General features: G+C 42.1%; 15 protein-coding genes. 5 read left to right on the top strand and 10 right to left on the bottom strand.

Annotated elements, in window-relative coordinates; genetic code table 11:
- Positions 1-304 precede the first annotated feature (304 nt).
- The gene (locus AC0N32_RS04325) at positions 305-2,167 is read left to right on the top strand and encodes a M1 family metallopeptidase (protein ID WP_476392619.1); all 1,863 of its coding nucleotides are present in this window, start codon (positions 305-307) and stop codon (positions 2,165-2,167) included.
- Between the two features lie 64 nt (positions 2,168-2,231).
- Here AC0N32_RS04325 and AC0N32_RS04320 read toward each other — a convergent pair whose 3' ends face one another.
- The 6 genes from AC0N32_RS04320 to clpB all read right to left on the bottom strand — a co-directional run bounded on the left by AC0N32_RS04320 (position 2,232) and on the right by clpB (position 8,880).
- Positions 2,232-3,227 (bottom strand): zinc metalloprotease, encoded by a 996-nt coding sequence (locus AC0N32_RS04320; protein WP_476392618.1) that lies wholly within the window; start codon positions 3,225-3,227, stop codon positions 2,232-2,234.
- 189 nt (positions 3,228-3,416) lie between these two features.
- Entirely contained in the window at positions 3,417-4,055 is a 639-nt protein-coding gene (locus AC0N32_RS04315; protein ID WP_476392617.1) for a response regulator transcription factor, read from the bottom strand.
- Positions 4,052-4,837, bottom strand: a complete 786-nt coding sequence (locus AC0N32_RS04310; protein WP_476392616.1) for a sensor histidine kinase — start codon at positions 4,835-4,837, stop codon at positions 4,052-4,054. The genes AC0N32_RS04315 and AC0N32_RS04310 overlap by 4 nt, the downstream gene beginning before the upstream one ends.
- Complete coding sequence (locus AC0N32_RS04305; protein ID WP_476392615.1) at positions 4,816-5,463, bottom strand: hypothetical protein; 648 nt, start codon at positions 5,461-5,463, stop codon at positions 4,816-4,818. The genes AC0N32_RS04310 and AC0N32_RS04305 overlap by 22 nt, the downstream gene beginning before the upstream one ends.
- Before the next feature lie 25 nt (positions 5,464-5,488).
- Positions 5,489-6,037, bottom strand: a complete 549-nt coding sequence (locus tag AC0N32_RS04300; protein WP_476392614.1) for a hypothetical protein — start codon at positions 6,035-6,037, stop codon at positions 5,489-5,491.
- Positions 6,038-6,285: 248 nt separating this feature from the next.
- Positions 6,286-8,880 (bottom strand): ATP-dependent chaperone ClpB, encoded by a 2,595-nt coding sequence (gene clpB, locus AC0N32_RS04295; RefSeq protein ID WP_476392613.1) that lies wholly within the window; start codon positions 8,878-8,880, stop codon positions 6,286-6,288.
- 468 nt (positions 8,881-9,348) lie between these two features.
- Between clpB and AC0N32_RS04290 the strand changes: the two genes are divergently transcribed.
- Positions 9,349-9,930, top strand: a complete 582-nt coding sequence (locus AC0N32_RS04290) for a TetR/AcrR family transcriptional regulator (RefSeq protein WP_476392612.1) — start codon at positions 9,349-9,351, stop codon at positions 9,928-9,930.
- A gap of 5 nt (positions 9,931-9,935) precedes the next feature.
- On the opposite strand, the gene AC0N32_RS04285 is transcribed toward AC0N32_RS04290, so the two are convergent.
- Both AC0N32_RS04285 and AC0N32_RS04280 read right to left on the bottom strand, forming a co-directional pair.
- Entirely contained in the window at positions 9,936-10,766 is an 831-nt protein-coding gene (locus AC0N32_RS04285) for an endonuclease/exonuclease/phosphatase family protein (RefSeq protein WP_476392611.1), read from the bottom strand.
- A gap of 128 nt (positions 10,767-10,894) precedes the next feature.
- The gene (locus tag AC0N32_RS04280) at positions 10,895-12,844 is read right to left on the bottom strand and encodes a M1 family metallopeptidase (RefSeq protein WP_476392610.1); all 1,950 of its coding nucleotides are present in this window, start codon (positions 12,842-12,844) and stop codon (positions 10,895-10,897) included.
- Between the two features lie 709 nt (positions 12,845-13,553).
- Here AC0N32_RS04280 and AC0N32_RS04275 point away from each other — a divergent pair.
- Positions 13,554-14,804 (top strand): hypothetical protein, encoded by a 1,251-nt coding sequence (locus AC0N32_RS04275; RefSeq protein WP_476392609.1) that lies wholly within the window; start codon positions 13,554-13,556, stop codon positions 14,802-14,804.
- A gap of 416 nt (positions 14,805-15,220) precedes the next feature.
- Here the strand turns inward: AC0N32_RS04275 and AC0N32_RS04270 are convergent, their stop codons facing one another.
- Positions 15,221-15,574 carry a hypothetical protein gene (locus AC0N32_RS04270; protein ID WP_476392608.1) on the bottom strand — a complete coding sequence of 118 codons (354 nt, stop codon included), beginning with the start codon at positions 15,572-15,574 and terminating at the stop codon, positions 15,221-15,223.
- A gap of 91 nt (positions 15,575-15,665) precedes the next feature.
- Here AC0N32_RS04270 and AC0N32_RS04265 point away from each other — a divergent pair, with 91 nt between their 5' ends.
- Positions 15,666-15,947, top strand: a complete 282-nt coding sequence (locus AC0N32_RS04265; RefSeq protein ID WP_476392607.1) for a hypothetical protein — start codon at positions 15,666-15,668, stop codon at positions 15,945-15,947.
- Here the strand turns inward: AC0N32_RS04265 and AC0N32_RS04260 are convergent.
- Positions 15,925-16,806 carry an SDR family oxidoreductase gene (locus AC0N32_RS04260; protein ID WP_476392606.1) on the bottom strand — a complete coding sequence of 294 codons (882 nt, stop codon included), beginning with the start codon at positions 16,804-16,806 and terminating at the stop codon, positions 15,925-15,927. The two genes, AC0N32_RS04265 and AC0N32_RS04260, sit on opposite strands and share 23 nt — an antisense overlap.
- 151 nt (positions 16,807-16,957) lie before the next feature.
- Here AC0N32_RS04260 and AC0N32_RS04255 point away from each other — a divergent pair, with 151 nt between their 5' ends.
- Complete coding sequence (locus AC0N32_RS04255) at positions 16,958-19,255, top strand: GH92 family glycosyl hydrolase (RefSeq protein ID WP_476392605.1); 2,298 nt, start codon at positions 16,958-16,960, stop codon at positions 19,253-19,255.
- Position 19,256: the final 1 nt, after the last annotated feature.

Here is a 19,256-nt window from a genome sequence, read left to right as displayed (position 1 = left end):
TTTTATGATTTTCGTCATGTAAATGCTTTTGATATAAATCAGCTTTATTAAAAAAAACCGTTTAATTACGGTGTCAGATACCGTATCTTTCCCATTGTTTTTTTATGGCTTCAGTTGTAATTTGCCGTACCTTTGCACGTTCGATTAAAGCTATCCTGAACATTCTTAACGACATTGAAGATTAAGAAAAACAAGGATGTCAGAAAATAGCTTTTTTTGGCTGATAATTAATAAGATGAAGTAATATTTTAATTGCTGTTTTTATTATTTTTATGTTAAATTAATTGATTATAAAAAAACTTTAATGAGAAGATTAGTTTGGGGATTATTGCTTTTGACGTCGTGGCAATTTTCTGCTCAGGAGCTTTATATGCCAAGAAATATTAGAAAAGCGTACGAAAACGGAACCCGCGACCTTTCCGGTGCACCCGGAAAAAATTATTGGCAGAATAAAGGGATTTATAATGTAGAGGTAAAAGTGGATGCCGGAACAAAGATCGTTTCAGGAAAAGAAACAATCGTGTACACTAACAATAGCCCGGATACTCTTAATGAGCTTGCTATAAGATTCGTAAACAATTTGCACAAGCCTCAGGCACCAAGATCAGGAATGGTTTCCAAAGATTTCCTGACCACCGGACTGCATATTAAATCGTTCTCCGTAAATGGAGAAAAATATACGGTAAACAGTGAAAACTGGGGCACCGTAGAGAAAGTAAAACTGCATTCCGCTTTAAAATCAAAAGGAAAGGCAGAGGTTAAAATAGAATGGGAATATCCCCTCTCCGTACAGAGCGGAAGAGAAGGGCAGATTGATCCGGAAACATTTTACGTTGCCTATTCTTTTCCAAGAATCTCAGTGTATGATGATTACAACGGATGGGATATGCTTCCTCATTCCGACAGACAGGAGTTTTATAATGATTTTAATGATTACAGCTTTGCCATCACCGCTCCCAAAAATTATGTGGTCTGGGCAACAGGCGATTTCCTGAATCCTGAAACGGTTCTTCAGCCTGAATATTTAAAAAGATACAAATCTTCATTAAAAAGTGACAAGGTAATTCATGTAGCTACTGAGCATGAAATGAAAGCCGGAAAAGTAACGAAACAGAACAAATGGAATGTCTGGAAGTTTAAAGCTAACCATATTACAGATTTCTGTTTTGCACTGAGTAACCACTATACATGGGATGCTTCGAGTGTTCAGCTGAAGACAAAAAGAGCGAGCGTACAGGCTGCCTATAAATCCGATGCCAAAGATTTTGAGCATTATGTAGAGTGGATGCGGTACAACCTGGATTGGTTTTCAAAAAACTGGCCGGGCGTCGAATATCCTTATAATGTCATGACAGCTGTTCAGGGGTATGCCGATATGGAATATCCAATGATGATCAACGACACCAGTATTCCGGATGATTTTCAAGATGCAAGGCTGACGGCCGATCACGAAATAGCGCACACCTACTTTCCTTTTTACATGGGCATTAATGAAACAAGATATGCTTTTATGGATGAAGGCTGGGCGACAACACTGGAATACCTGATCGGAATTGACGAAAACGGTGAAGCGAAGGCTAAAGATTTTTATAAAAATTTCAGGGTGAAAAGATGGATCAATGATCCTTCTGCCGAACAGGACCAGCCCATCATCACGATGAGTACCCAGGTAAGCGGCGCGGGCTACGGCAACAATTCTTATGTGAAAGCATCTTTATCGTATCTGGCACTGAAAGATTACCTCGGGGACGACCTTTTTAAAAAGGCACTCCATCATTACATGAATAACTGGAACGGAAAACATCCTATTCCATGGGATTACTTTTACTCGATGAATACAGGTTCCGGGAAAAATCTCAACTGGTTCTTTAATAACTGGTTTTACACCAATAATTATATTGACCTTAAAGTCACAAGAGCCGGCCAGCTTAACGACCTTCTTACGATTAATATAGATAACATCGGTGGTTTTGCCATTCCTTTCGATATGGAAATCAGCTATGAGGACGGAAGGGTTGAAAAGCTTCATTTTTCGCCTTCTGTCTGGGAGAAAGATCAGAAGCACACAATGCTTACCATCCCAATCACCAAAAAAGTAAAATCGGTAACTGCCGACGGCGGGATCTTTATGGACTATACCCCGGAAGATAATAAAAAATCGCTGTAAAACAAACCGGCCCTTTTCGATGAAAAGGGCCGGTTCTCGTATTTATGAAAAGGTTATCAGCTTCTTAATACAGCCTTAAACCGGATCTTGCTCCTGATGAAGCAACCACCGACTGCATTCTTGTTTTTTGCCCGGAAGAGAACATGAACATCGCAGAATCATCTACATAATCCATATAATTCATAAACATAACGGATCTCTGTACTCCACCGCAGGTATTATATAAAGGATAACTTGGCGTTCCGTAATTTGGCCCTGTCTGCGTCGGCGTATCAGATACCAGGTCGTTTCCGCAATTGGCATCTCCCCAGATATGTCTCAGGTTCAGATAGTGGCCCACTTCGTGAGTAGCCGTTCTTCCTTTGTTGAATGGCGCTGAAGCACCTGTTTTCCCGAAATATGACGCAGCGATAACCACACCGTCATTCCATAACCCGGAAGATTCAGGGAAGGTGGCATACCCCAGGATCTGTCCCATGTTTCCGACCACCCAGATGTTAAGATAATTGGCAGGGCTGGTGGCATCAATTCCGCCACTGGAAGATCTTTTCATCGCATCATTGGTGCTCCAGCTTGTTTTTGTGGTTGATTTTCTTACGGTATTCGCCAGCCTGAATCTTACTTTCACATCTCCTGCTTTTACCCCCTGAAAAGCAGTCGGAATACTGGAAGCGTCGCTATTTGTTCCGCCATAGTCGGCGTTCAGAACGGCAATCTGCTCCGCAATGCGGGATGCTGAAATATTTTCCGCTGATGTTCTGTACAGCACATTCACCACAACCGGAATTTCAACGGTTCCGTCGGATAATACTTTTCCAAGTTTAAGTTCATTTTCAAATTTTTCTGTCTTTAATTCCAGTTCAGAATACTTCTGTCTGAGTTCAGAACTGTTCTGGAGCGCAATTTTTCTGATTTCTTCAGAAGGGCAGCCCCTTTTTAAAGCAGATCCTGCTAACGGTTCCTGGTTGTTTACCGATTCATCAGTTTGATTATTAAGGTTGTCGCTGTTACACGCGGACATGAAGCTCAGCACGAGAACTCCGAATAGTAGTTTTTTCATAAAAGTATATTTTGTTACAAAAATGAAATTATAAAATTTAGAATTCCCGTGCAAGTATTTCACCAGATTGTTATATAATTTTATTATCCAATCAATAATACTTATCCATTTTATATAATTATTTATCAACAAAATAAACATTTGTTTAACGATTAACCATAATAAATCAGAAAATCCTTAAGCCATATTCTAACCAGCAAAGCCATTTTTAATGGCGAAAACGGCCAGCCCGACACGGGTTTTAAGATCGAGTTTATCGCAAAGCTGATCGCGGTAACTTTCTACCGTCCGTGGACTGCAGCACATTTTATCGGCAATTTCTTTATAGCTCAGCTCGGTTACAGTGTATTTCAGGAATTCTTTTTCACGCTCCGAAATTCTGATGTTGACCGCCGGATCTTCATTGTTCATATTCGAAAAAATGATCTTCGAGGCCCAGTCCGGATAGAAAAAACCATCGGTATTCAATTTAATCAGGGCATTTTCAAGGTCTTTCGGGTGGGTATTTTTGAGCAAATATCCTTTAGCCCCGTTTTTTATCATTTTGATGACACTTTTATCATCGCCCTGCATGCTCAATGCCATTACTTTAATGCCGGGATGATTTTCCTTCAGCCAAAGGACAGCTTCAAATCCGTCCATGATCGGCATGCTGATGTCCATCAAAATAATATCAGGGATTCTGCTGTTATTTTCAAATTTCTGAATAAGGTCCCTGCCGTTTTCCGCCACGTAGATCACTTCAAAATCTTTGAAATTCCCGATAATGCCTTCTAATGCCTTTGCGATAAGAATGTGGTCGTCTACGATCACTATGGTCTTTTTCATGACTGTTTTTTTAAAATAATATTGAGTGTGGTTCCTGAATTTTCACTGCTCTCGAGACTGAAATCAGCCCCAATGATCTGTGCCCTGTTCTTCATATTGGTAAGACCGATTCCGTTTGACTGAACCACTGACTGGTTGAATCCTACGCCATCATCTTTCAAAGTGAGCTCCCAGAGGACGGTCTCAGAAGTATTAAGACTGATGAAAATATTCTTACAATTAGAGTGCTTTATACTGTTCTGAATAAATTCCTGGGTGATCCTCAACAAGACATTTTTATGAACAAATCCCAGATCCAGCTGCTGAAAATTATGCTTAAAATCAACAAGACATTTTTTAAATGCATTGGTGTTGTCTACTTCCTCCTGGATGAGGGTTACGATTTCTTTTTGGCTGATATTGTCATCCGTCAGTGTTTTCGAGAGACTCCTCAGATCCTGCAGCGACTGGTTGATGATTTGCGAAACCTGGTCTATCCTTTCGCTTACTTCAGGGACTTTATTTTCATACAGAAGCTGTTGCGTGTATAGGCTCACCAGGGTAAGTTTCTGCCCGATATTATCATGAAGCTCACGCCCGATCTGCTGCATGGTCGCCTGCTGGATTTCCAGCTGGGTAGCGAGAAGTTCACGTTTGTGAATTTCATTTTTCACTTCAATTTCATTCAGATATTCTTTTTTCCGCTGCCTGTATTTCCTGATGTAGACCATAACGGCGGCTACAAACAACACAAAGAATATGTTGAAAAGAATTAATGTTATCAGGAGTTCTGTTTTCCCCATATAAATGAAATTGAAAATAATACATACATGACAATTCCTGAAACAAGAAAGTAAGCAAAGTATATGTTGAAAATTTCACGATAATGCTTAATGAGTTCAAGAAAAGTCCAGAAAGGTAATGTTCCTATATAGAACAACGTAACCCCGAGATTGATATAAAACATTCGGTTTTTGTCGAAATTCAGAATATCAGAATCATTGATCTGTTTGTAATATTCCATTACGACAAGGATCATCAAAATGAGGCATCCTAAGGTATAATTTAGGGAAAACATCACTTTATCTGCAGAATACAGAAATTCGCTTGGCAAGAATGAAAGCAGATATACGGAAGAGAGGATAATAAAAAGATTCATTCTCCTGAAAGACTGAGCCGCGTACAGCCAATAAAAAAATATGAACTGAACCGGAATCACAAAATAATTATAAAAAGCCTGTTTATTGTAATCAAAAAAAAGACTTCCCCATCTTCCGACGCTTTCGCAAACAAAAATAAAAATAAGATAAAACACAAAGTATTTCCAGTATTTATCCTTTATACGGTTGTAAAAGATAAGAGATACAGCAGCGGCTACGCCTTCTGCCCAGTACATACATTCGAATGCTATTGTTTGGAACTCACTCATTGTGTTTAAATCTTAAATGTATTTATTAGAAAAATTCTGTTTTTTTACTGTCCGGCGGAATCAGGGCACCATGGTTTTGGCAGACCACCCCCTCTTCAGTGTTGTCCTCACCTTTTCCCAATGCCATCGCTCTCTTTTCGAAATGACCACTCTTTGCTAAAGGATTAAAATCATAATTTCCCGGCTCTCCGTTTTCGTCTTCCTTTTTAATGGTCGGAACCATTATCAGTGTATGTCTTCCGGCATATTCCTTCTTCACAGGCGTTTGAGCCATGATATTCCAGTTTTCTGCTTTAGGATAGGCGGCATAATAAAATCTTATTCCGAGATCATCTGTGCTGATATCCGGATTGCCTGCCAGTGATAATGCTTCAATCTCGGAAATAAATTTCTTCAGGGTCGCAAGATCAAAATGGATAGAATGGGCATCTTCTATTCCCAGTTTCTCTTTTATGGATTTCAGCTGATTATTCCTGTAATTATCCACAAGGATCTGGATAAGATCGTGTGTCATGGTGTCGGGTAGCAGCTTAAGGTCCGGGGTTTCAGCTTCCGGGTTTAGATTTGTTTTCATAAGCTAGTTTTTTTAGAATGTTAGTTGATTCCGCAAATTTCGTAAAAAAACAAATCGGCGGGACAGGTTTTTCACTGTTTATTTATGGGAATTTTACGGATTGTTGGTTTTTGGTTAAAATTGTACAGGCTTTAGATAGTTTTAACTAAAAATATTTTAAACCAGCTTCTCAGTAAATAAAAAAATAAGTGCCGCAGATTGGCGTCTGCGGCACTTATTACAAAAATAATATATATGAAAAAAACTACTTATAAGTCGGTTGGCCTGAACACTAGACCGGTTTCTTCGAAATAATCCAGGGTGATGCGGTCTCCGTCATTTACAGTTCCGGCAAGGATTTCCTTCGACAATTTATTCAGCACTTCCTGTTGGATTACCCTTTTCAGCGGTCGGGCACCGAAAGCAGGATCATATCCTTTATTCATAAGATAATCTACAGCATCCTGGGTGGCCGTCATAATGATATTCCGTTTGGCCAGCATATCATTGAATCCTCTCAGCTGATACTGAACAATTTTTCCGATTTCTTTTTTTCTTAAAGGCTGGAAAAGGACCACTTCATCGATCCTGTTCAGGAACTCCGGACGTAAGGTCTGTTTCAGCAGGCCGAAAACCTCATCTTTCGTTTTATCAACAATTTCATCCTGGTTTTCATCGGTGATATTTTCAAAATTCTCCTGGATCAGGTGTGAACCCAAATTCGATGTCATAATGATGATCGAGTTTTTGAAATTCACGACCCGGCCTTTGTTGTCGGTTAAACGACCGTCATCCAGAACCTGCAGCAAGGTGTTGAAAACATCGGGATGTGCTTTTTCAATTTCATCTAAAAGCACCACAGAATAAGGTCTTCTTCTCACTGCTTCCGTCAGCTGTCCGCCTTCATCATATCCTACATATCCCGGAGGCGCTCCGACCAGTCTCGACACACTGTGACGTTCCTGATATTCACTCATATCAATTCTGGTCATATTGTTTTCATCATCGAATAAAAACTCAGCCAAAGCTTTTGCCAGCTCGGTTTTTCCGACCCCTGTCGTTCCCAGGAACAAGAACGAACCGATCGGTTTTTTGTCGTCGCTCAACCCCGCCCTGTTTCTTCGGATGGCATCGGCAACCGCTGTGATGGCTTCATTCTGACCTACCACACGATGGTGAAGCTCATTTTCAAGGTTGAGTAATTTTTCCCTTTCAGACTGAAGAAGTTTGGTCACAGGAATTCCGGTCCATTTGGCGATTACTTCAGAAATATTTTCAGAAGTCACCTCTTCTTTAATCAGTTCGTTCTGATGATTCTGCATTTCCAGCTCAAGCTTGGAGAGCTCATCTTCTTTTTCGCGGAGTTTTCCGTACTGGATTTCCGCTACTTTGGCATAATCTCCGGCTCTTGAAGCTCTTTCGGCTTCCAGCTTCAGGGATTCTATATCTTTTTTAATCTGGGTTAAATCTTCAGATTTTTGTTTTTCTTTCAGCCATTTGGCATTGATCTCGTTTCGTTGCTCGGAAATTTTCGCAATATCTTCTTTCAGATGATCGATTTTGGTCTGGTTGCCTTCCCTTGAAATGGCGGCCAGCTCAATTTCCAGCTGCATCAATCTTCGGTCGAGCACATCCAGCTCTTCCGGTTTTGAATTGATCTCCATTCTTAATTTAGCCGAAGCCTCATCGATCAGGTCAATCGCTTTATCCGGTAAGAAACGGTCAGAAATATATCGCTGAGACATTTCCACAGCGGCAATAATCGCCTCGTCTTTGATTCTTACTTTGTGGTGGGCTTCGTATTTATCTTTAATTCCACGAAGAATCGAAATAGCCGATTCGGTATCAGGTTCTTCCACCATTACTTTCTGAAAACGTCTTTCTAAGGCTTTATCCTTTTCAAAATATTTCTGATATTCGTTCAGGGTGGTTGCACCAATCGCTCTCAACTCTCCTCTTGCTAAAGCCGGTTTAAGAATATTCGCCGCATCCATCGCCCCTTCACCACCTCCGGCACCTACCAGGGTATGGATTTCGTCGATGAAAAGAATGATCTGCCCGTCTGATTTGATGACTTCATTCACCACGGATTTTAGACGCTCTTCAAACTCACCTTTGTATTTGGCCCCGGCAATCAGAGCTCCCATATCTAATGAGTACAATGTTTTGTCCTGCAAATTTTCCGGAACGTCGCCATTGATAATTCTGTGCGCGATTCCTTCTGCGATGGCGGTTTTACCAACACCCGGCTCCCCAATCAAAATCGGGTTGTTTTTTGTTCTTCTGGAAAGGATCTGCAAGACCCTTCTGATCTCTTCATCACGTCCGATCACAGGATCTAATTTTCCTTCCGCAGCTAATTCGTTAAAGTTCTTAGCATATTTATTTAAGGACTGATAGGTTTCTTCTGAGCTTGCAGAAGTCGCTTTGCTTCCTTTCCTTAATTCTTTAATTCCGCCTTCCAGAAGATTTTTCGTCATGCCCATATCTTTCAGCATTTTCGAAACTTCTGAATTGGTTTCCAGTAACGAAAGCCACAAATGCTCGATCGTTACATATTCATCGCCCATTTTTTTAGCGATGTTGGGTGCATCAAGTAATACTTTATTGGCCGACTGGGAAAGGTAGATATTTCCACCCTGCACTTTCGGAAGTTTTTCTAAATTTTCACGGTTGCGCTCTCTTACCAGGGCAGCATCTGCCTCTGATTTTTTCAATAAGAACGGCGAAATATTTTCATCCACCTGAAAAATACCTTCAAGAAGATGCTGAGGCTCAATACTCTGGTTGCCAAACTCCATGGCTACCTGTTGTGCGGCCTGGATGGCTTCCTGTGATTTTACGGTATATTGATTAAGATTCATATATATATTTATTTTTGATTTGTTACTTCTTTTATTTCAGATTCAGACATCAGATTCCAGACCATTATATGAGACTTTATATTAAAATCAAATTAAAACTGATATCTAAAGTCTGATGTCCTTTATCTGATTCAATCATTTAATTCGAAAGCTATATCGCAAAAAGTGTTCAATTATTGATTTTTCAAAAAACAGAGACAAAATTTCCGAAATATACATTTTAGAATAAATTATGAAAGACAAATTTTCCGGTTATGCTTAAATTAAATGAAAATAATCGGAAGAACAGTCATAGATTAGAATTTTGAAATGATAGGAATTAAACCATTAAGATTTTTTTGATTAAAAATTTAATAAAATGAAGACGAACTTCGCTTTAGATAATGATATTGACAATCAGGATATCAAAAATCATAATGCTAAAGTCAGCATATTAAAATCAAAATAATTACTTTTGCCTTTTACCAGATGGAGCTTAAAGAAAAACAAAAGAAAATATTGGATGTTGCCGTTGAACTTTTCAAGGAAAAGGGGTATATGGGCAGTTCTGTGCGGGATTTGGCCACAAAGCTCAATATCAGGGCGGCTTCGTTGTATGCCCACATCCGTTCCAAGGAAGAGATTTTAGAATGGATCTGTTTCGGGATCGCCCAGGAATTTTTCGATGAGCTTCAGGAAGTAAAAAATACGGATGTTCCGCCGAAGGAAAAATTAAATCTTTTCCTGGACAAGCATCTATCGGTTGTCCTTAAAAACCGTGATGTCACCCACATTTACTCCAACGAATGGAAACACCTCGAGGAGCGGCTTCCAGAATTTATTGCCCTGAGAAAAAACTACCAGCAGGAAGTGGAAGAATTGATTTCAAAGATCTTCCGGGCTGAAAAATGGGAACTGAAATCACCTGCCTTTACGACAAGATTCATTCTTCATACCCTGAATAATTCTTATTTCTGGTTTAAAAGAAATACAGAATCTACCTCGGATATTACGGATGAAATCAGGGATAAGATTCTGTATGGCCTTTTGGGGAATAATACGCAGCTGTAAGTTCCCTACTTGAACTGAAGTTCTGCAAGCACCGGAAAATGATCCGACGGATACAGTAGGTTTTCCCTTCTGTCGTTGATATGTCTGTGAGATTTAATCTTAAATCCTTTCACGAAAATATAATCAATTCTTTCTTTGGGAACTTCATTCACATTGAAACCTGTGAAAGTACCTTTTGGACCGTAATGTTTCGTTTCAGAATGATAGAAGCTGTCTTCCATGTTCTGTGACATGATCTTAATAGGTTCCGAATCTTCCGTCAAATTAAAATCGCCGCTCACGGTTACCGGCAGGTTTTTAGGATTCAGCTCTTTGATTTTCTTCAGGATCAGTTCTGAAGATTTTACTCTGGCTACATTTCCTACATGATCAAAATGCAGATTAAGAGCCATAAATTCCTTATTTGATGCCTTGTCTTTGAAAAGTGCGTAGGTACAGATTCTGTTCAGGGCCGCATCCCAGCCTTTGGATGGCTGTTCGGGTGTTTCGGAAAGCCAGAAGGTACCCGATTTAATCACCTGAAGCCTTTTCGTATCATAAAATATAGCGGAGAATTCACCTTTTTCTTTCCCGTCGTCTCTTCCTACTCCTACATAATCATAGTTTTTCAATCCGGTTTTAATATCTTTCATCTGTTCAGGCAGTGCTTCCTGAACGCCGAAATAATCCGGGTGATAATATGTCAGCAGATCCGCAACATCCTGTTTTCTGTTCGTCCATGAATTCTCTTTATCAGAATCAACATTCAGGCGGATGTTGAAGCTCATCACCTTAAGATCCTGAGAAAATCCCAAAGCAAACATCATAAGACTTACGATTGAAAATCTTAAATTCATAATCATATATTTTAATTAGCTTAAGCAAAAGTAAGGCTTATCATGAAGACTGCACTTAATTTAAACATAATTTAAAATAAAAAACTCCGGTATCTTCCTGAGTCTGATGATAAAGTCATTCTATTATTTTACGGCTTTGCGTCGGCTGAAGTCCAGGTATTGTTTGTGATGTTGACATCCGGAATCTGCGATTTCGGGTCAAGCTTCACCTGGTCGATTTCTTTATTCGTATCGGTTTTGAGGGTCCATTCCTTATTTCTTTTCCAGACTTCGATCGGGAGGGTTGCGGTCTGTTCGGTTCCATCTTTGAATCTGATCTGAACAGTCGTCGGCATAGGCAGCTGGCCGATATTCTCCACCGTGATCAGGGCGCCGTTTTTAAAGTCACCGTTTACATACTTCACCTCTTTTACGGCCTGGTCGATCTTCCATTTATTGAAAAACCACCCTCTCCAGAACCAGTTCAGCTCTTCTCCGGAAACATTTTCCATGGTGTGGAAAAAATCCCATGGTGTAGGATGTTTGAATGCCCACCGGTCGATATAGGTCCTGAAAGCTTTATCAAACTTTTCGGGTCCCAGGATAGATTCACGGAGGATCCCTAATCCCAGTTCCGGTTTAAAGTAAGCCAAAACACCGATGCTTCCTTCCTTCATATTATCTGCTCCGGTCATGATGGGCTCGAAACGGTCGTTCATCAGGAAAGGGGCCATTTGCGTAACGTTTTTCTTTTGGTAATATTCCCCTTTGTTGAATGCTTCTGTGGAAAGCTCGTTGATAAAGGAATCGAAGCCTTCATCCATCCAGGCAAACAATCTTTCGTTGGAGCCTACAATCATCGGAAACCAGTTGTGCCCGAACTCATGATCGGTGACGCCCCACAGTTCCGCGCCTTTAGAATTCATGTCACAGAAAACAATTCCGGGATATTCCATTCCGCCTTCGTTTCCGGCTACATTGGTGGCTGCAGGATATGTATAGCTGTACCATTTTGCAGAATAATGTTCGATAGCCGCCTTGGTGTATTCCGTAGATCTTCCCCAGGCTTTGTCTCCGGCACTTTCTGCGGGATAGGCAGATATGGCCAGTGATTTTTTCCCTTCCGGAAGGTTGATCCTTGCGGCATCCAGGATAAAGGCAGCAGAAGATGCCCAGGCAAAATCCCTTGTCCGGCTCATTTTAAACTTCCAGGTTTTTGTTCCGGCTGCTGTATTTTTTCCGATCTCCGATTCGGGACGGATCATGACGGTCTTATCACTGTTCCTGGCTTGTTGCCACCTGCTGTTTTCTTCCCTGGAGTATACCTGTTTCGCATTCAGAAGCTCTCCGGAGGCCACGACATAATGACTGGCCGGAACGGTAATATCCGCTGTTATATTTCCATATTCCAGGTAAAACTCTGAAGCCCCGAGATAAGGAAGGGTATTCCACCCCATAACGTCATCATAGACGCACATTCTCGGGTACCATTGTGCCACGGTAAAGACTTTCCCGTTTTTGGTATCCTGGATTCCCATCCGGTCGGATCCGTATTGGGGAGATACGAAAGAATACTCTATGGTAATCCTGGCAACACCGCCACGGGCCTTTAATTCAGACGGAAGATCGATCTGCATTCTCGTATCGGTAATGGTATAGTGCACCTCCTTTCCGGCAAGCTTTACCGATTTTATCCTGTAGCCTCCGTCCAGCTCTTCACCATGGGCTCCGTTTCTGCTCCCGGTCATCGGAACGACGGCATTTCCCCTGGAATCTTTTGCAAACAGGTTCTGATCGAGCTGAAGCCAAAGAAAGCCAAGTTTATCCGGGCTGTTGTTGGTATAGGTAATATCAGCTGTACCAGTTATTTCATTTTTGGTTTCATCAAGACTTACCCGGAGGTGATAATCTGCCGAATTCTGCCAGTAGGCATGGCCGGGCTGCCCGCTGGCCGATCTTGTTTCCGTACCGGTCTGGGTGTAAAAGAATGGCTTGAAAGCTTCTACGTAATCATATTTAGGAGATTCCTGGGCATGGGCAAAATTCAAAAACGACATGACAGCAAGGGCTGAAGCAAGATTTCGAAATTTCATTTTCATATTATTTTTTTGCCGGTAAGATAACAAAAATAAACACCCCACAAAGAGGAAAAAGAATGATAAATATTCTCAGGTAAGATCTCTGTACGAATGCTTTATCCCTTTTGTCCGAAGTAAAAATCGGTAAGGCTGATCTTTTTAAGGCCTGAGTTCAATATAATGGGATATTTAGAAAGTGTTGGCTTTAGCGAGATTTGCGATTTAATATATTAAAAAAAACAACATATTATTGCTTCATATAACTATAAAATATTTACATTTGCTGCCGAAATATAGTCTGGGAAGGACTACTTTTTTACACACTTGATAAAAAAAACAAATGATGAATCTTCTACAGCCGCCTCTGTTACTGCGTTTATGCTTAAGGATATTGTACTTCATCCTGTTTTACGATGCAGTGTCCATAAAAACTTCGTTTTCAAAGCAAAAACATCAGTATCCAAATAATGAATCTTATCCTTTAAAGATTAACGCAAGCCACTTCAGCCGCCCGCCACCTAGGATTTAAACACCAATGGCACTAATGATATACACTAATGACACTAATATTTTAGTAAAATAAGGTTGTCACTCGGTGAGCTCTTATAAGTGGAACGGCTTTGTGAAACTTAAAGCGCAATGCATAAAAAAGAAATCTTAGCGCTCTTCGTGTTCACAAACACGAAATATAAGTTAAACCTTTTAAAACAATTTTTAAATACAACAAGCAATGAAAAACATTATTACACTGGCTGCCCTGTTCATGAGCCTAAGCATTTTCGCTCAGGTGGGGATTAACAATACTTCCCCGAAGGCTACCCTCGACATCACTCCTAAAACAACCGACGGCAGTAAACCGGAGGGACTTCTTATCCCGCAATTGGATGGTAATTCGCTCAAAACTGCAGCATACAGTATCTCCCAAAAAGGAGTGATTGTCTACGCGAAGTCAGCGGCTAGCCCTACCGACACTAAAACCTTGAATGTTACCGAGGAAGGGTATTACTATTTTGATGGCAGTGTCTGGCAGAAAATGACTGGGGCTTCTGCAGGAGACACTACCAATGACGCCTGGATGAAAGATGCCACCAACGGCCTGGTAAAACTGGGAAGCAAAGCAGATGGAACAGCCAGAGCAGCAGGAACTGACTTCGTGGCAAAAGATAATGGACAAGTGGGAATAGGAACAAGCAGCCCGGATGCCAGTGCGGCTCTGGACCTCACTTCTACCAATAAAGGATTCCTTCCTCCAAGGGTAGCCCTTAACAGTAAAACCGATGTTAGTACTATTACTTCTCCAGCTGCCGGATTAATGGTATATAACACAGGTACAGGACTTCTTAAAAGTACCGGAATGTATTATTGGGACGGGTCACAATGGACAAGCCTGAAAGGTGATGGCGGAACATCTTCCCCCACCGACCTCAATGTTGGGGAGACCAGAACAGCAGTGATTACAGTCCCTACCTCTTCATTCACAGCAGGATCTACCGGAGCTAGCCGTACCTGGATGAACGGAAGAGCTATTAATAATACACAAAGTGTTAATTATAAACTTTTGTCAGATGCCGCCGGAAGCACCAGTGGATTTGTCAATTTTGGTCCTGATGGAGCATTGAGAATGGATTTTGCTTCAGGGGGATATGCGGGATCACAGTATCCGGCTCCTAAAATGGTAAACACATCCTCTTCTGCTATTTTTTACAGTATCAACGGTTTATCAACATATGACGCCAATATATACTCGGGAACAGGTATGTGGTTAAAGGCAGGAGCAGTATGTAAACAAATCGACGGTAATGATGGCTTTTCTTACTCTACCAACGATGCCAGTGAATATGTTAATGCTAATATTCTAATTCATAATACGACTGATGGCAGTGTGCAATTCTATATTGGGACCTGGTCCTTAATGTCTGCCAATGACGGGCTGGGACATAATAATACGTATGGATTATTTACCATTACAAGGTATAAATAAGATCAAATTAATCAAAAACCAACAACGATGTCTAAAATTTCCACCGAATTAACGCATATCTATATCATACCGTTTTAACGGAAGACAATCCCAACGATTTTACAGCGCGCACGACCAGCGAGCGAAGCCTCACTGTTCAAAAGATCTGCTAGGCAGCAGTATCCCGTGGCGGGGCAGATATTTCTGCTTCCTCTATGGAGCATGCTACAGAGCTTTTCCTGAAAGAAATGGCGTACCAGCTGTGTGAAGGGTATTCCGTAAAGCAACTGACGGTAGCATAAGAACAAGAGGATTGCTTCGGTGCAAGCAAGGTGATTGTGAGGGAGCAAGCAAGGGTCTTACTTCGAGGCTTGCAAGAGGCTTGCAAGGTAGCAAGCAACCGTCTTGTTCTAAAACAAACCTATCCGATACTGAAATTAAGGTATATATAATCGCAGAAGCATTTCATCATGAGAGATGGAAATTTTCATCATTGTGTTAGCTCCGGCCTGGGAAACCCTTCCCGGCCGGAGTTTTTTTCGGGGGGAGTGATGGTTGAGTGTGGCATCGTAATAGAACCACCCGGTCAAAAATTCCGTTGGAATTTCCGCCACCCCTCCACAGGAGTGGAATTGGAAGTGGTCGGTGTAAGATAACGAAGGGGTACATACACAGGCAGGACTGGTGGCTTCGAGTCGCCTCAGCCACCATTCAAAAGAATCCACCATTTTCCCTGCAACAGTAACCCCAAAGTCCACCGTAAGAACAGAGTAGGAAAAATTCCCCTCCATTGGAGGGGCGACAAAAATTCTCTGAATTTTTGGTGGGGTGGTTCAAGAAGATTTCGGGACTGGCAGCTTCGATTCCACCAGCCACCATTGAATGGAAGGCTTTATTTTCATCGCCATAAAAACCTATAGAACCAAAGAAACCTTGGTTAAATCGTATGGCTTACGAGCAGCTCGGGTAAAACCACCCCGTCGCAAATTCCTTTGGAATTTCCGCCACCCCTCCACAGGAGTGGAATTGGAAGGGGTCGGTGTAGATGACGACCACCTTGAGGTAGAGTTTGGCGGAGTGCAGAAAGAAAAATGGCGGCTTCGATTTCCCCGGCCGCCATTTAAAGAGTTTTTATCTAAAATTAATTTGATTTCTTTGCTTTGATCATTGCTTCCAAAGCATCCCACATCTCCTGCGGAATATCTTCCAGCATGTTGAATTCTCCGGCGCCCTGAAGCCATTCGCCTCCGTCTATCGTGACTACTTCACCGTTCATATAGGCTGAATAATCCGATACCAGATAAGCGGCAAGATTGGCCAGCTCCTGATGTTCCCCTACTCTTCTCAACGGAACTTTTTTTCTCATATCGAATTTCTCCTGCAGGTCCCCAGGAAGCAATCGGTCCCAGGCACCCTTGGTCGGAAATGGTCCCGGCGCAATCGCATTGAAGCGGATTCCATATTTAGCCCACTCTACCGCCAGAGATCTGGTCATGGCCAGCACGCCTGCTTTGGCACAGGCCGACGGTACCACGTAGGCAGAGCCCGTCCATGAATAAGTGGTAACAATATTTAAAACCGTCCCCGGCGTTTTGGTATCGATCCAGTGTTTCCCGATGGAAAGGGTACAGTTTTTAGTGCCTTTCAACACAATATCCAGAATAGAATCGAACGCGGAATGCGTTAATCTTTCCGTTGGCGAAATGAAATTCCCTGCTGCATTGTTCAGTAAGATATCTATTCTTCCGAATTCTTTTAAGGTAGCTTCTTTCATGGCTTCCACCTCATCCCAGTTTCGCACATCGCATGCCACGCAAAGCACTTTACCTCCGGTCTCTTCCTCAAGTTCTTTAGCTGTCCCCTGTAATTTCTCAAGATTCCTGGAAGTAATAACCACTTTAGCCCCCAGCTGAAGGAAATACCGGGTCATGGCTTTTCCGAGACCGCTTCCTCCTCCGGTTACAATGGCTACTTTGTCTTTCAGGGCATCTTCCCTTAACATCGGCTGTGTATATAGATTCATAATTTTATTGTTTCCGTAAATTTAAGATTTTAAGTTATTCGGCAGGTGATAAATCATATGCTAGCAATAGGAGCTTTTGTTTCCTGCGCCAGGTTCTGCTGCCACTATTTAAATTTAACTAAATTTACGTTTCCATAAAAAATATTTATCCATGAAAAAGCCGCAAGCTTTTATTTTTCTATTTCTTTTGTTTTTCAGCGTATATGGTAAAGCCCAAAAGTTTGAAAGGCTGATCCGGTATGTGAATCCCCTGATCGGCACAGAGAAAATGGGACATACCTATCCCGGAGCGACGGCACCGTTTGGGGCTGTACAGCTCAGCCCGGAAACCGATACGGTTTCTTATGCCCTGAATGGGAAATACAACGGTGAGGTATATAAGTACTGTGCAGGGTACCGTTACGAAGATAAGACCATCGTCGGCTTCAGCTCGACCCACTTCAGCGGAACAGGACATTCTGACCTGGGTGACTTCCTGGTGATGCCGACCGTAGGCAAGCTACAGCTGAACCCGGGGACCGCAACAAATCCCGAAAGGGGCTACCGAAGCCGGTTTTCCCACGAGAATGAAAAAGCGGAAGCGGGATACTACAAAGTAAAACTGGAAGATGATAACATCATGGCAGAGCTGACGGCAACAACAAGAGTGGGGGTTCACCGCTATACTTTTCCAAAGTCTGACCAGGCGCATATTATCCTGGATCTCATGGCCGGAATCTACAACTACGACGGCAAAAATATATGGACCTACGTTCGCGTGGAAAACAGCAATACCATAACAGGCTACCGCCAGACCAACGGCTGGGCGAGAACGAGAACGGTATATTTCGCCATGACATTTTCAAAGCCCTTCAAATCATACGGACAGAAAAATTATGACGGTAAACAGGTGTACAACGGATTCTGGAGAAAGTTTGACCAGACGAAAAACTTCCCCGAAATCGCAGGCAAAAACCTGAGAATGTATTTCGATTTCGATACGGCAGAGAATGAAGCGATTGAGGTAAAACTCGCTATTTCACCGGTAAGCCAGGCCAATGCGATGGAGAATTTAAAGACAGAAACAGGCAGTTTATCTTTCGACCAGATCAAAGCACAGACCCAGGAAAACTGGGATAAGGAACTCCATAAAATCGTCATCAAGGGCACCGAAGAAGAGATGACGAATTTTTATACCGCCCTCTATCATACGTTCATCAACCCAACCACTTATATGGATGCCAACGGAGAGTACAAAGGGCTGGACCAAAACATTCACCAGGCAAAAGGTTTTACGAATTACACCACGTTTTCACTCTGGGATACCTACCGAGCGCTTCATCCTTTCTTTAATATCATACAACCTAAAAGAAATGACGATATGGTAAAATCGATGATGGCACATTACGATCAGTTTTCGATGAAAATGCTGCCCATCTGGTCCCACTACGCCAATGACAACTGGTGTATGAGCGGGTATCACAGCGTCAGTGTGGTGGCTGATGCCATTATAAAAGGAAACTACTCCGGGGACACCCGGGAAGCATTGATGGCCTGCGTGGAAACCGCCAACAAAAGGGACTACGAAGGCATCGGACCGTATATAGACCTGGGATATATTCCCGCCGAGAAAAACGGCACATCGGTTTCCAACACCCTGGAGTATGCGTATGACGACTGGGCCATTGCGCAGCTAGCAAAGCATCTTGGTGAGACGGAAATTTACAATCAGTTCATCAAACGCTCCGAAAACTGGAAAAACAACTTTGATCCGTCGGTCGGGTTCATGCGTCCCCGCCTGGCAGACGGCCGCTTTAAAAAAGATTTTAATGCTTTAAGCACCCACGGACAAGGGTTTATTGAAGGGAATTCATGGAATTATACGTTCTTCGTTCCGCAAAATCCGTCGGAACTCATTCAGCTGATGGGCGGAAAGAAAAAGTTTGCCCCTAAACTGGACGAACTGTTTACCATGCATCTACCCGACGAATTTTTCGCAGACACCGAAGATATTACAAGAGAAGGTATTATCGGCGGCTACGTACATGGTAATGAACCGGCACACCATGTGGCCTACCTCTACAACTGGGCAGGGCAGCCCTGGAAAACCCAGGCACAGATCAGAAAAATACTGGCTATGCAGTATAAAGCAACACCCGATGGATTAGGTGGAAATGACGATGCAGGACAGATGAGTGCCTGGTACATCTTAAGCTCGCTCGGGTTTTATCCTGTGGCGCCAGGCTCGGAAGAGTATGCGATCGGAAGCCCGGCAGTAGACCATGCCGTATTACATTTAGAAAACGGAAAGACATTTACCATTGAAGCGATCAATCAAAGTCCGAAGAATGTGTATGTACAGAAAATTCTTTTGAATGGCAAAGAGATAAAAAACTTCACGCTGAAACATTCTGATCTGACGAATGGAGGGAAATTGAGCTTTTATATGAGTGCTAAAGCGAAAAAGTAAT

This window comes from Chryseobacterium endophyticum, from assembly GCF_056333165.1.
The sequence above is the reverse complement of the archived record's forward strand: the minus strand, read 5'-3'. Positions and strand labels throughout refer to the sequence as shown.

Coding starts and splice junctions, on each gene's coding strand:
- AC0N32_RS04315 (WP_476392617.1), bottom strand. CDS start 4,055: ATGAAAAAGACCATAGTGATCGTAGACGACCACATTCTTATCGCAAAG.
- AC0N32_RS04280 (WP_476392610.1), bottom strand. CDS start 12,844: ATGAAAATGAAATTTCGAAATCTTGCTTCAGCCCTTGCTGTCATGTCG.
- AC0N32_RS04255 (WP_476392605.1), top strand. CDS start 16,958: ATGAAAAAGCCGCAAGCTTTTATTTTTCTATTTCTTTTGTTTTTCAGC.
- AC0N32_RS04265 (WP_476392607.1), top strand. CDS start 15,666: ATGGAAGGCTTTATTTTCATCGCCATAAAAACCTATAGAACCAAAGAA.
- AC0N32_RS04270 (WP_476392608.1), bottom strand. CDS start 15,574: ATGGAGGGGAATTTTTCCTACTCTGTTCTTACGGTGGACTTTGGGGTT.
- AC0N32_RS04305 (WP_476392615.1), bottom strand. CDS start 5,463: ATGAGTGAGTTCCAAACAATAGCATTCGAATGTATGTACTGGGCAGAA.
- AC0N32_RS04260 (WP_476392606.1), bottom strand. CDS start 16,806: ATGAATCTATATACACAGCCGATGTTAAGGGAAGATGCCCTGAAAGAC.
- AC0N32_RS04325 (WP_476392619.1), top strand. CDS start 305: ATGAGAAGATTAGTTTGGGGATTATTGCTTTTGACGTCGTGGCAATTT.
- clpB (WP_476392613.1), bottom strand. CDS start 8,880: ATGAATCTTAATCAATATACCGTAAAATCACAGGAAGCCATCCAGGCC.
- AC0N32_RS04300 (WP_476392614.1), bottom strand. CDS start 6,037: ATGAAAACAAATCTAAACCCGGAAGCTGAAACCCCGGACCTTAAGCTG.
- AC0N32_RS04285 (WP_476392611.1), bottom strand. CDS start 10,766: ATGAATTTAAGATTTTCAATCGTAAGTCTTATGATGTTTGCTTTGGGA.
- AC0N32_RS04275 (WP_476392609.1), top strand. CDS start 13,554: ATGAAAAACATTATTACACTGGCTGCCCTGTTCATGAGCCTAAGCATT.
- AC0N32_RS04290 (WP_476392612.1), top strand. CDS start 9,349: ATGGAGCTTAAAGAAAAACAAAAGAAAATATTGGATGTTGCCGTTGAA.
- AC0N32_RS04310 (WP_476392616.1), bottom strand. CDS start 4,837: ATGGGGAAAACAGAACTCCTGATAACATTAATTCTTTTCAACATATTC.
- AC0N32_RS04320 (WP_476392618.1), bottom strand. CDS start 3,227: ATGAAAAAACTACTATTCGGAGTTCTCGTGCTGAGCTTCATGTCCGCG.